The following is a 12,253-nucleotide window of genomic DNA, read 5'->3' on the forward strand; positions in this document are numbered from 1 at the left end:
CAAAATTCACTTTGATACAAGGAGAGTGCTAACCATCAGAATTATCTGGATATCCTGGCGAAGCCGCGTAAGTAACATATGCTGAATAGTGTTAGGCGTTAATTTTAGCCTGTTAATCAATACTATTAAGATTTATTAATCGCTTTAAGGAGAAGATGATGAAAAAGACTGCCGCAATTATTTCTGCCTGTATGCTGACTTTTGCCCTGAGCGCCTGTTCCGGTTCGAACTATGTGATGCACACCAATGACGGACGTACCATCGTCTCTGACGGCAAACCACAGACTGATAACGATACCGGTATGATTTCGTATAAAGACGCTAATGGCAACAAACAGCAGATCAACCGTACTGACGTGAAAGAGATGGTCGAACTGGATCAGTAATTCGCGATCGCAAGGTAAAAAAAAGCACCGCAATTAGGCGGTGCTACATTAATCACTATGGACAGACAGGGTAAATGTACAGGAAGTGAAAAAAGGTAGCTTTGCTACCATGGTCTGAATCGCAGACCAATTGCAAACACAACAACACAACATCACAACCGTAAGCCAAAAGTTCACCAGAACACGCATTCCGATAAAACTTTTCGTTCCGGCTCAGGAAGTGCCGCCACTATAGGTATTTGCTGGTAGAAGCTCAACGGACAATTTATAATGGCTCAGATTAAAAAAACTAATAGGTTACATAGTGTGATCTAATTGTTAAATTCATTTAACATCAAAGTTTAATAGCCATGTCTAAACGATTACCACCGCTAAATGCCTTACGAGTTTTTGATGCCGCAGCACGCCATTTAAGTTTCACTCGCGCAGCAGAAGAGCTTTTTGTGACCCAAGCCGCAGTAAGTCATCAAATCAAGTCTCTTGAGGATTTTTTGGGGCTAAAACTGTTCCGCCGCCGTAATCGTTCACTCCTGCTGACCGAGGAAGGGCAAAGCTATTTCCTCGATATCAAAGAGATATTTTCGCAATTAACCGAAGCGACGCGTAAACTCCAGGCCCGTAGCGCCAAGGGGGCGTTGACGGTCAGTTTACTCCCCAGTTTCGCCATTCATTGGTTGGTTCCGCGACTTTCCAGCTTTAATTCAGCTTATCCGGGAATTGACGTTCGAATCCAGGCGGTTGATCGTCAGGAAGATAAGCTGGCGGATGATGTTGATGTGGCGATATTTTATGGTCGGGGCAACTGGCCGGGGCTACGGGTGGAAAAACTGTACGCCGAATATTTATTGCCGGTGTGTTCGCCGCTACTGCTGACTGGCGAAAAACCCTTGAAGACACCGGAAGATCTGGCTAAACATACGTTATTACATGATGCTTCGCGCCGTGACTGGCAGACATATACCCGACAGTTGGGGTTAAATCATATCAACGTTCAGCAAGGGCCAATTTTTAGCCATAGCGCCATGGTGCTGCAAGCGGCTATCCACGGGCAGGGAGTGGCGCTGGCAAATAACGTGATGGCGCAATCTGAAATCGAGGCCGGACGTCTTGTTTGCCCGTTTAATGATGTTCTGGTCAGTAAAAATGCTTTTTATCTGGTTTGTCATGACAGTCAGGCAGAACTGGGTAAAATAGCCGCCTTTCGCCAATGGATCCTGGCGAAAGCCGCTGCTGAACAAGAAAAATTCCGCTTTCGTTATGAACAATAATTTACGTAGGGTACGACCATGACCAGCCGTTTTATGCTGATTTTCGCCGCCATTAGCGGCTTCATTTTTGTGGCTCTGGGCGCTTTTGGCGCGCATGTGTTAAGTAAAACCATGGGGGCCGTTGAGATGGGCTGGATCCAGACCGGCCTCGAATACCAGGCGTTTCATACGCTGGCGATCTTAGGTCTGGCGGTGGCAATGCAGCGTCGCATCAGTATCTGGTTTTACTGGAGTAGCGTTTTCCTCGCGTTAGGCACGGTGTTGTTCAGCGGCAGCCTTTATTGCCTGGCGCTGTCCCATCTGCGTTTGTGGGCGTTTGTCACTCCGGTTGGCGGCGTGAGCTTCCTCGCGGGCTGGGCGTTAATGTTAGTTGGTGCTATCCGTTTAAAGCGCAAGGGCGTAAGTCATGAATAAGGTTGTATTGCTGTGCCGTCCGGGCTTTGAAAAAGAGTGCGCCGCAGAAATTACCGATAAAGCCGGCCAGCGGGAAATTTTCGGTTTTGCCCGCGTGAAAGAGAATGCGGGTTATGTCATTTATGAATGTTATCAACCTGATGATGGCGATAAGTTAATCCGTGAGCTGCCGTTCAGTTCATTAATTTTTGCCCGCCAGTGGTTTGTGGTGGGGGAACTCCTGCAGCATTTGCCGCCAGAAGATCGTATTACCCCCATTGTCGGCATGTTACAGGGCGTAGTAGAGAAGGGCGGTGAACTGCGTGTTGAAGTTGCCGATACCAACGAAAGCAAAGAGTTACTGAAATTCTGCCGTAAATTTACTGTTCCGCTACGCGCTGCCTTGCGCGATGCCGGGGTGCTGGCGAACTATGAAACGCCGAAGCGTCCGGTTGTGCATGTATTCTTTATTGCACCAGGCTGCTGCTATACCGGTTACTCATACAGCAACAATAATTCGCCGTTCTATATGGGCATTCCGCGCCTGAAATTTCCGGCAGATGCGCCGAGTCGTTCCACGCTCAAACTGGAAGAGGCATTTCATGTGTTTATTCCTGCGGATGAGTGGGATGAACGCCTGGCGAACGGGATGTGGGCGGTGGATTTAGGCGCTTGCCCTGGCGGCTGGACCTACCAACTGGTGAAGCGCAACATGTGGGTTTATTCCGTCGACAACGGCCCGATGGCGCAAAGTCTGATGGATACCGGACAGGTGACGTGGCTGCGGGAAGACGGTTTCAAATTCCGTCCGACGCGCAGCAATATCTCCTGGATGGTATGCGATATGGTTGAAAAACCGGCGAAAGTTGCGGCATTGATGGCGCAGTGGCTGGTTAATGGCTGGTGCCGTGAAACCATTTTCAACCTCAAACTGCCGATGAAAAAACGCTACGAAGAAGTGTCACACAATCTGGCGTATATTCAGGCACAGCTTGATGAACATGGCATAAATGCTCAGATTCAGGCGCGGCAGTTGTATCACGATCGCGAAGAAGTGACGGTGCACGTCCGCCGCATCTGGGCTGCGGTGGGTGGTCGTCGCGACGAGCGATAACAGGCAAGGCCGGGGCGTCGTCTCCGGCCTGCTACCCTTTCCGTCAGGCTGTTACCAAAGAAGTTGCAACCTGGCGCTCATCAGAAATAATGTGCGTTACCTCATCCAGATGCCCGATGCGGGCTTCCCCTGAACGATTAAATTTACTTTTATCAATCAATAACAACGATTGCGCGGCACGTTTTAATAGCATCGATTTGTAATCAGCGTTGATCGCATTGGAGTCCCACAGTGCGCCGCTGCTATCGATCCCTTCACAAGAAAAAATAAACAGATCGATTTCCAGCGATTTAAGTTGGGAAATCAGCGAGGGATTGACGTAACAGCCATATTTGCGCTCAAGTGTGCCGCCGGAACTGATCAGTTGAATGCGTTCGCGTTTACCGAGTTCATGGCAAATCGGATGGCTATTGGTGAAGACCTGAATGTTGATGTCAGGCAACTGGCGTGCCAGATACCAGCAAGTTGAACTGGCGTCTAAGGCTATCACCATCCCTTCTTCAATCCACGCGAGCGCCTCGCGCGCGATATCTGCTTTATGCGCATAATGGCTTTTCAGCCTGATGTGAAAGGGATCGCCACTGTCTTGATTTTGACGGTGGATATATTTAGCGCGTCCATGATTGCGCAGAATTTTACCCTGCGTCTGTAATTCATTGAGATCGCGACGAATGGTTTCTTTACTGACCTTTAGCTGTTCAGAGAGAGCTTCCGTGGTCAGGCTGGTATGGTTCAGCAGCAGGTCGACTATCGCTTGCTGGCGTGCCGCTTTCATATTTTTCACCCCATCATTCGATAACCGCCCGCGTCATGCGGGCGTACCGGTATGAGATTACGGTGTTACCCCTTTTTTTAAAAGAATATTCCCGTACTTCGCTCGTTCGCCTGTGATAACGATCGCAAAGGCTTTTTGCGCCCGTTCATAAAACGCAAAACGATTGATGCGGATGATGTCAGGACACGGGGCTTGTAGTGAAAGCGCATTACGGTAACGTCGTTCTACTTCAGGATCGAGAGTGTCACCTTCTACCGCCGCCATCATCACCAGCGGCGGTGCATAACTGTCCAGTTCAAATAACGGGATAATCGCCTGGAGCAAGTCGCTCACCAACAGGCCATCAGCGCGGATCACCTGCGGTCCCATCGAATGGGCGGGAAAGTGAGCATCGGAAAAAATAATTTCATCTCCATGTCCCATCTCTGCCAGCACTTTCAATAGTTCGGGAGAAATTAACGGCGAAATTGTTTTCAGCATTTCACACTTCCTCTATAAATTCAGGTTCAGTTTGCGGGTAGAAATAACGGTACTGATAATGAATCTGTGCGCGGGCTTCTTCCGGGCTGTTAAATTCCCCTACGCCATACCAACCGAACAGCGCAGCTCCTGCGACGGTCGTTTCGGCGTCGTCGAGAACTTTTACCGGAATATCAAGCATATTGGCTTTAATCTGATTCCACAATGTGTTGCGACTTCCTCCACCGACTAACAATAATTCAGAGGCCTTAAAGTGCCCGATTTTTTCCAGCATCTGTAGATTGCGCTGTAATTGCGCAGTTAACCCTTCCAGCGCCGCGCGATAGAAATGCCCCCGCGTGGTATTAAGCGTCACTCCTTGCCAGCCAGCGTTCTGACACGACAATAAATCACACTGCATTTTTACGCCATCCGCGCCAGGCGCGATCAGACGAGCTTCTTCAATCAACATTTGCCAGGGTGTTTCAGCCGTCCAGAACAGTTTTCTCACCCATTCCAGCACGCCGGATGCCAGCCATTGCATACCTGGGTTATACAACCCTGCCTGGCTATCCAGTTCGCAGGTGGAACCGGCGTACTGACTTAACAGCGAAGTATCAACCTGGGCGCTGCGAACCATTAAAATTTCCCATGTACCGGAAGAGAGCACGGGTTCATTTTGTTCAGCACCAGCGCCAAAAAGGGCGAACTGGGTATCGTGACCTGCGGAAATCACCGGTATGCCAACGGGTAAGCCGAGCATTGCTGCGGCGCTGTTCTGTAGCGTACCAATCTGTTCACCCGCTTCCACCAGACGAGGGAAGAGTCGGCGTGGAATACCGGTGGCTTGTAAAATTTGCGGACTGAAATCGCGTTGCTGGATATCCAGCATCTGGCTGGTTCCGGCCATCGTGATATCAGTAGTGAATTCGCCGGTTAAACGGTGGTTAATCAGCGACGAAATAAAGAGCCAGGCGTGCGCGCGTTCCAGCAGTTGTGGATGATTTTCTTTCAACCACACCAACTTATATAACGTATTGAAACTAAAGGCTCCGACGCCAGAAATAGCCTGCAACCGCTGTGCGGAGATTAACCGTTCAATATTGTCCATAACCGCTGCTGTTCGCGGACATTTCCAGCTAATAATCGGATAGAGCAGATTGCCTTGCTTATCTACCAGAGCGCCATCCACACCAAAGGTGGTGACGGCGATACCGCGGATGTGGCATTCAGTCAGTTCACTATTGATTTGCCGACAGCAATCAGCAAAGCGTTGCAAAATGGCGTCTAAAGACCACTGGTGCCAGGTGTTGTTTTCCATCGCGATATCGCTGGCATTAGGCGTTGAGGCGCGGGCAACAATTTTGCCCTGCCGATTAACCGCGATGGCCCTGACATTGGTCGCGCCACAGTCGAGTACCAGGATAACTTCTTGTTTCATAATCGCTCCTGCAATATAGCCGGATAACATTGCTTATCCGGCTAACCACTCTTGCTTGTTCAGGCCCGGTAGCCGGAGCGACCGGGCATCACATCAGGGAGTAATGTATTAACGCTTGTACAACGGACCGTAGTTCTGGCAAGCGCGGTAATCCTGGCCTTCAATATCCATGCCGTGCGCAGCCCAGGCAGAAGGACGATACACTTTGGTCTCTTCAACGTTGTGCATACATACCGGGATACGCAGCATGGAGGCGAGAGTGATAAAGTCTGCGCCAACGTGGCCGATGGTCAGAACCCCATGGTTAGCGCCCCAGTTCGCCATTACCGAGTACACATCCGTAAACGGCCCTTTACCGGTGAGGCGCGGTGCAAACCAGGTGGTTGGCCAGGTTGAGTTGGTGCGTTTGTTGAGGATGTCATGCACATCCTTCGGCAATTCCACGCTCCAGCCTTCCGCGATTTGCAGTACCGGTCCCAGGCCTTTGATGATGTTGACACGAGTCATGGTGAACGGGACGCCGCCTTCGGTAAGGAAGCGGGAAGAGTAACCGCCGCCACGGAAGTATTCGTGGATCGCCGGGCACCATTCGGTAGCGGCGAGGCAAGCGTCAGCCTCTTGCTGAGAGATTTCCCAGTGTGGCTTCATCGTCGGGTTACCTTCGCTGTCGCGTTGTTTACAGGAACCGTCCAGCGCAGCAGAACCGGAGTTGATCAAATGGATGATGCCGTGTTCTGCCAGTCCATCCAGTTTATGCCCCGTTACACGCTCAATTGCTTCTGGTGACCAGTAGGTACGCACATCGGCAAATACCTGAGCGGTGCCGGTGAGCTGGTGACCCATTAGCATTGCCACGCCGTTAAGACTGTCGTTTTCGGTCGCCACGACAAAGGGTTCGCGCACGCCATTCCAGTCAAATGAACTGTTGAGGATCGCTTCGGCGGTGTCACCATTGGGATATTGATCGGTCCAGTGACGTTGCCCCTGGAAGCCCGCAGCGATGGCGTTGTAGCCAAGTGATTCTTCCACGCGACCAATATCGGCCAGTTTGCTGTTGCCTTGCATCATGTCGCGGATACACATCGCCATCAGTAAACTTTCGCGCAGAACTGCGCGGCTTTGCTCGGCATTACGTTGATACTGTTTGTTATTTTCATCTTCGCCATAGCGGAAGTTTTTATCAGCCCAGGCCAGTGCCATTTCCAATTCGGCTTCGTCGTAAATCTTCTGATCGATACGGCGACGCAGTTCGGTCATATCCACCGCCTGGACTTTCATTCCCAGCCAGGATTCAAAGAAGTTGTGATCAACAATGGAACCGGCGATACCCATCGAAACGCCGCCCAGCGACAGATAGCTTTTACCTTTCATGCTGGCGACGGCCAAACCGGCGCGGGCAAAGCGCAGCAGTTTTTCTTCAACATCGGCAGGAATCGATGTGTCATCGGCATCCTGAACGTCATGACCGTAAATGGAGAATGCTGGGATGCCTTTCTGGCTGTGAGCTGCCAGAGCCGCTGCCAGGTAAACAGCGCCGGGGCGTTCAGTGCCGTTAAAGCCCCAAATGGCCTTCGGGCGGGTTGGATCCATGTCGATGGTTTCACTGCCATAGCACCAGCAAGGCGTTACCGTAATGGTGAGGCCTACATTCTGACTGCTGAATTTTTCTTCGCAAGCAGCGGCTTCAGCCATACCCGCGATACAGGTATCGGAAATGACACACTCGACGGCAGCTCCGCAGGCATGGCGCAGTTTCTCGGTCAGCAGTGCGGCCGTAGCTTTCGCCATATTCATTGTTTGTTCTTCAAGCGACTCACGAACACCCATGCGACGACCGTCAATAACCGGGCGGATACCAATTTTCGGTAAGCTGATTTTTTTCATTACAGATTCCTCACTTTATTCGGAAAATATGTTCAGTTAGTTGCCGTTTGAGAACGGAAACGGGCAAAGATAAAGATGACCGCGAAGCAGAGTGCGGGGATCAGTTCAGCAGTGGGGATGTTGCCCGCCGCGTCACTGACAAAACCCATGACCGGAGTGACAATACCGCCGCCAATAATGGTCATAACGATGAAGGACGAACCATATTTGGTGTCCTGGCCGAGATTCTTAATGCCCAGCGAGAAGATTGTTGGGTACTGAATCGACATAAAGGCGCTGCATAAAGTCAGGGCTATTAAGCCCACATGACCGCCAGCGAAGGCTGAGATCAGGCACAGTGCCATAGCGATTAATGCGTAGGCGGCCAGGACTTTGTGTGGTGCGAAGCGACTGATGAGCCAGGTACCGGTGAAACGACCAATAAAGAAGCACACCATGGTTCCGGTTAAATAGTTAGCGGCAAAGCCTGCAGTCATACCTGGAATTTCTTCTACAGCGTAGCGAATCAAATAGCTCCAGCAGGCCGTTTGTGCGCCGACATAGCAGAATTGCGCTAATACCGCCCAGCGCCAGTGGCGAATACGCGCCAGGCGAGAAAGCGATGCGGAGAACGATCCTTGTTTGGCGTCACTGTGATTATCACTCTGCAATGCCGGGAATTTCGTCAGCATGATCAGCAGGGCGACCAGTAACACGATAGCCACGATGATCATATAAGGTGTCTGTACCGATAATACCAGGCTGTGTTTATACGCACTCAATTGCTCTGGAGACATTTTATCGAGAACGTCTTGCGATTGATGTGGCACGTTAGACAAAATAAGACTTTGCCCAAAGACAACCGCGATAATTGCGCCAAACGAGTTAAATGTTTGCGCAAGATTTAAGCGGAAGTGACCACTACTTTCCGGCCCTAATACCGTAACAAAAGGGTTTGCGGCAGTTTCCAGACAACCTAATCCGGCTGCAATAATAAATAGGCCAACTAAAAACAAGGTGTAGTTCATTATTTCTGCGGCGGGCCAGAATAATGCAGCACCCAAGGCATATAAAAATAACCCGGTAATAATCCCTGCTTTATAACTGAGTTTTTTCATCAATATCCCAGCAGGGATTGGGATAATGAAATAACCAAAGTAAAAGGCCGATTGGATCAGGCCAGCCTGGAAATTTGTCAGCGTAAAAGCCTGCTGGAATTGAGGTAATAAAATGTCGTTAAGGTTATTGGCTACCGCCCAAAGAAAAAACAGTGAGCACAGCAGCGCGAATGGAATAATGTAACTTCTGCTTTGCCCTGCATCTTTATCTACCGCACGGTAACTCTGCGTTTGTATTGATGTGTTTCCCATAGCATCCTCTTAGGTTCAGAAGCTTAAGCACGTAATCGGTTATGTTTTCAAAAGTGCAAAACCAGCGAGTTCGGGCTTCATATCAGTGAATATTTGCCTGTCTGAAATGAACTCATGGATTCATTTTCAAATAAAAAACGCTCTGTAATATGACGGCGGTCACACTTATTAGCTAGAAGGTGACTTTATGTGACTACCATCACTTTAATAATCGAAATTTCATGCCCGTTTCAGAAAATAAATCATAAAAAACACAAATCAGATGACCGTATTAATTGTTTGTGCCGAAAACGGTCATTCCGGGCTTGGAGGAATAGAAAAATGACCGTTTTGATAAATATTTTTAAGAGCGGTCATTTTTAATGGGGTTATAAAAAGAGAACTTGCAGTTATTTACTGTGATTAGTTGAACCAGGTCACAAAATATAAGCTTGTGAATTTCTTTCTTGTTAATCAGGAAGAAGATGGTGGGTAATTAAACGGCTAATTCAATAGTGTGAAAGGAACAACATTATTGCCCTGTTTTGAATCAGAGAGAGGTAGCTAATGGAACGAAATAAACTTGCTCGTCAGATTATTGACACTTGCCTGGAAATGACCCGCCTGGGACTGAACCAGGGGACAGCGGGGAACGTCAGTGTACGTTATCAGGATGGGATGCTGATTACGCCTACAGGCATTCCATATGAAAAACTGACGGAGTCGCATATTGTCTTTATTGATGGCAACGGTAAACATGAGGAAGGAAAGCTCCCCTCAAGCGAATGGCGTTTCCATATGGCAGCCTATCAAAGCAGACCGGATGCCAACGCGGTTGTTCACAATCATGCCGTTCATTGCACGGCAGTTTCCATTCTTAACCGATCGATCCCCGCTATTCACTACATGATTGCGGCGGCTGGCGGTAATTCTATTCCTTGCGCGCCTTATGCGACCTTTGGAACACGCGAACTTTCTGAACATGTTGCGCTGGCTCTCAAAAATCGTAAGGCAACTTTGTTACAACATCATGGGCTTATCGCTTGTGAGGTGAATCTGGAAAAAGCGTTATGGCTGGCGCATGAAGTTGAAGTGCTGGCGCAACTTTACCTGACGACCCTGGCGATTACGGACCCGGTGCCAGTGCTGAGCGATGAAGAGATTGCCGTAGTGCTGGAGAAATTCAAAACCTATGGGTTACGAATTGAAGAGTAATTTCGTAAAGCAACAAGGAGAAGGATGATGGCTAACAGAATGATTCTGAACGAAACGGCATGGTTTGGTCGGGGTGCTGTTGGGGCTTTAACCGATGAGGTGAAACGCCGTGGTTATCAGAAGGCGCTGATCGTCACCGATAAAACGCTGGTGCAATGCGGCGTGGTGGCGAAAGTGACCGATAAGATGGATGCTGCAGGGCTGGCATGGGCGATTTACGACGGCGTAGTGCCCAACCCAACAATTACTGTCGTCAAAGAAGGGCTCGGTGTATTCCAGAATAGCGGCGCGGATTACCTGATCGCTATTGGTGGTGGTTCTCCACAGGATACTTGTAAAGCGATTGGCATTATCAGCAACAACCCGGAGTTTGCCGATGTGCGTAGCCTGGAAGGGCTTTCCCCGACCAATAAACCCAGTGTACCGATTCTGGCAATTCCTACCACAGCAGGTACTGCGGCAGAAGTGACCATTAACTACGTGATCACTGACGAAGAGAAACGGCGCAAGTTTGTTTGCGTTGATCCGCATGATATCCCGCAGGTGGCGTTTATTGACGCTGACATGATGGATGGTATGCCTCCAGCGCTGAAAGCTGCGACGGGTGTCGATGCGCTCACTCATGCTATTGAGGGGTATATTACCCGTGGCGCGTGGGCGCTAACCGATGCACTGCACATTAAAGCGATTGAAATCATTGCTGGGGCGCTGCGAGGATCGGTTGCTGGTGATAAGGATGCCGGAGAAGAAATGGCGCTCGGGCAGTATGTTGCGGGTATGGGCTTCTCGAATGTTGGGTTAGGGTTGGTGCATGGTATGGCGCATCCACTGGGCGCGTTTTATAACACTCCACACGGTGTTGCGAACGCCATCCTGTTACCGCATGTCATGCGTTATAACGCTGACTTTACCGGTGAGAAGTACCGCGATATCGCGCGCGTTATGGGCGTGAAAGTGGAAGGTATGAGCCTGGAAGAGGCGCGTAATGCCGCTGTTGAAGCGGTGTTTGCTCTCAACCGTGATGTCGGTATTCCGCCACATTTGCGTGATGTTGGTGTACGCAAGGAAGACATTCCGGCACTGGCGCAGGCGGCACTGGATGATGTTTGTACCGGTGGCAACCCGCGTGAAGCAACGCTTGAGGATATTGTAGAGCTTTACCATACCGCCTGGTAAATGCGCTGATGTGATAATGCCGGATACGACGTTTGCGGCGTATCCGGCTCGCCGTTACCGTACCAACCGCAATTGCTGTAAATTGCCGTCGATATGCAAATCGGTTTGTAAGCGGGCAATATCGCGGCACAGAAACGCCATCTCTTTATGGGTTTCTAATTTTTTGCGCCACTTTTCGGCAACCGCATCCAGATTCTCATATATCCCTTCCAGACTCTGAAACTCGACCAGCAGCTGCGTGGCGCTTTTTGGTCCGATTCCCGCAACACCCGGTACCTTTGAACTGCTGATCCCCGCAAGTCCCCAGTAATCGGGCAACTGCTGCGGTTGAACGCCAAATTCTTTATCGATAAATGGCGCATCCAGCCAACGTTTCTGGAAGTAATCACGAATACGTAATGTCGGTGAAAGTAACTGACAGTAGCCTTTATCTGTCGAAACAATCGTTGCCTGATGCCCGGCCTGTGTCACTTTGACCGCCAGCGTGGCGGCTAAGTCATCGGCTTCGTTGCCGCTGGTTGACCAGCACGGGACGCCGCGTTGCTCAAAGGCGGCGCGTAATGCAGGCATCTCGTCGTGCAACTCTTCCGGCATTGGCGGTCGACCCGCTTTGTAATCTGGTAAACGCTGATGACGCCAGCCGCTACTGCGGTTTTCATCATCAAAAACGGCGACCGCGTGGGTTGGCTGGCTGTGCATAATGAGCTGATCGAGCGCATGCTGGCAGGTTTCGACACAGGGCGACCCCTGAACGGCATGAATGCGACGAATAAGATTCAGTGCATCGACAATAAGCAAATGAACAGCCACGATA

Annotated in this window: 12 protein-coding genes; 6 read left to right on the plus strand and 6 right to left on the minus strand. The window is 50.0% G+C overall.

Translation table 11 applies throughout. The annotated features are described in order from the left end of the window. The first annotated feature begins 158 nt into the window (after positions 1-158). The 4 genes from KXD89_RS04530 (at position 159) to rlmM (ending at position 3,161) form a co-directional block, all read left to right on the plus strand. Positions 159-386, plus strand: a complete 228-nt coding sequence (locus KXD89_RS04530) for a YgdI/YgdR family lipoprotein (protein WP_000750398.1) — start codon at positions 159-161, stop codon at positions 384-386. Between the two features lie 350 nt (positions 387-736). Further along, positions 737-1,654, plus strand: a complete 918-nt coding sequence (gene gcvA / locus KXD89_RS04535; protein ID WP_000044401.1) for a glycine cleavage system transcriptional regulator GcvA — start codon at positions 737-739, stop codon at positions 1,652-1,654. A gap of 18 nt (positions 1,655-1,672) precedes the next feature. Further along, positions 1,673-2,068, plus strand: coding sequence for a DUF423 domain-containing protein (locus tag KXD89_RS04540; protein ID WP_000203905.1), 396 nt, complete (start codon positions 1,673-1,675; stop codon positions 2,066-2,068). Then, entirely contained in the window at positions 2,061-3,161 is a 1,101-nt protein-coding gene (gene rlmM, locus KXD89_RS04545; protein ID WP_001045520.1) for a 23S rRNA (cytidine(2498)-2'-O)-methyltransferase RlmM, read from the plus strand. The genes KXD89_RS04540 and rlmM overlap by 8 nt, the downstream gene beginning before the upstream one ends. Before the next feature lie 43 nt (positions 3,162-3,204). Here rlmM and fucR read toward each other — a convergent pair whose 3' ends face one another. The 5 genes from fucR to fucP all read right to left on the minus strand — a co-directional run bounded on the left by fucR (position 3,205) and on the right by fucP (position 9,069). After that, on the minus strand, positions 3,205-3,936 hold the full coding sequence (gene fucR, locus KXD89_RS04550; RefSeq protein ID WP_000642344.1) for an L-fucose operon activator: 732 nt from the start codon (positions 3,934-3,936) through the stop codon (positions 3,205-3,207). A 57-nt stretch (positions 3,937-3,993) separates the two neighbouring features. Continuing rightward, on the minus strand, positions 3,994-4,416 hold the full coding sequence (fucU, locus tag KXD89_RS04555) for an L-fucose mutarotase (RefSeq protein WP_000920840.1): 423 nt from the start codon (positions 4,414-4,416) through the stop codon (positions 3,994-3,996). 1 nt (position 4,417) lies between these two features. Then, positions 4,418-5,836, minus strand: coding sequence for an L-fuculokinase (gene fucK, locus KXD89_RS04560; protein ID WP_000808392.1), 1,419 nt, complete (start codon positions 5,834-5,836; stop codon positions 4,418-4,420). 108 nt (positions 5,837-5,944) lie between these two features. Next, complete coding sequence (gene fucI / locus KXD89_RS04565) at positions 5,945-7,720, minus strand: L-fucose isomerase (RefSeq protein WP_000724153.1); 1,776 nt, start codon at positions 7,718-7,720, stop codon at positions 5,945-5,947. A 32-nt stretch (positions 7,721-7,752) separates the two neighbouring features. Further along, a complete protein-coding gene (gene fucP, locus KXD89_RS04570) occupies positions 7,753-9,069 on the minus strand; it encodes an L-fucose:H+ symporter permease (RefSeq protein ID WP_000528603.1) in 1,317 nt (438 codons plus the stop codon). 546 nt (positions 9,070-9,615) lie between these two features. Here fucP and fucA point away from each other — a divergent pair. Together fucA and fucO are read left to right on the plus strand one after the other, a co-directional pair. Then, complete coding sequence (gene fucA, locus KXD89_RS04575; RefSeq protein ID WP_000440781.1) at positions 9,616-10,263, plus strand: L-fuculose-phosphate aldolase; 648 nt, start codon at positions 9,616-9,618, stop codon at positions 10,261-10,263. A gap of 27 nt (positions 10,264-10,290) precedes the next feature. Continuing rightward, positions 10,291-11,439, plus strand: a complete 1,149-nt coding sequence (gene fucO, locus KXD89_RS04580) for a lactaldehyde reductase (protein ID WP_000013588.1) — start codon at positions 10,291-10,293, stop codon at positions 11,437-11,439. 54 nt (positions 11,440-11,493) lie between these two features. Here fucO and xni read toward each other — a convergent pair whose 3' ends face one another. Beyond that, on the minus strand, positions 11,494-12,249 hold the full coding sequence (gene xni / locus KXD89_RS04585; protein ID WP_000268232.1) for a flap endonuclease Xni: 756 nt from the start codon (positions 12,247-12,249) through the stop codon (positions 11,494-11,496). Positions 12,250-12,253 lie beyond the last annotated feature (4 nt).

The organism is Escherichia sp. TC-EC600-tetX4 (assembly GCF_019356055.1).
GTDB lineage: Bacteria > Pseudomonadota > Gammaproteobacteria > Enterobacterales > Enterobacteriaceae.

What these genes read in the sequence shown, in the direction of transcription:
- KXD89_RS04540 (WP_000203905.1), top strand. Translation starts at nt 1,673, where the DNA reads ATGACCAGCCGTTTTATGCTGATTTTCGCCGCCATTAGCGGCTTCATT.
- fucP (WP_000528603.1), bottom strand. Translation starts at nt 9,069, where the DNA reads ATGGGAAACACATCAATACAAACGCAGAGTTACCGTGCGGTAGATAAA.
- fucR (WP_000642344.1), bottom strand. Translation starts at nt 3,936, where the DNA reads ATGAAAGCGGCACGCCAGCAAGCGATAGTCGACCTGCTGCTGAACCAT.
- fucO (WP_000013588.1), top strand. Translation starts at nt 10,291, where the DNA reads ATGGCTAACAGAATGATTCTGAACGAAACGGCATGGTTTGGTCGGGGT.
- gcvA (WP_000044401.1), top strand. Translation starts at nt 737, where the DNA reads ATGTCTAAACGATTACCACCGCTAAATGCCTTACGAGTTTTTGATGCC.
- fucK (WP_000808392.1), bottom strand. Translation starts at nt 5,836, where the DNA reads ATGAAACAAGAAGTTATCCTGGTACTCGACTGTGGCGCGACCAATGTC.
- KXD89_RS04530 (WP_000750398.1), top strand. Translation starts at nt 159, where the DNA reads ATGAAAAAGACTGCCGCAATTATTTCTGCCTGTATGCTGACTTTTGCC.
- fucA (WP_000440781.1), top strand. Translation starts at nt 9,616, where the DNA reads ATGGAACGAAATAAACTTGCTCGTCAGATTATTGACACTTGCCTGGAA.
- fucU (WP_000920840.1), bottom strand. Translation starts at nt 4,416, where the DNA reads ATGCTGAAAACAATTTCGCCGTTAATTTCTCCCGAACTATTGAAAGTG.
- rlmM (WP_001045520.1), top strand. Translation starts at nt 2,061, where the DNA reads ATGAATAAGGTTGTATTGCTGTGCCGTCCGGGCTTTGAAAAAGAGTGC.
- fucI (WP_000724153.1), bottom strand. Translation starts at nt 7,720, where the DNA reads ATGAAAAAAATCAGCTTACCGAAAATTGGTATCCGCCCGGTTATTGAC.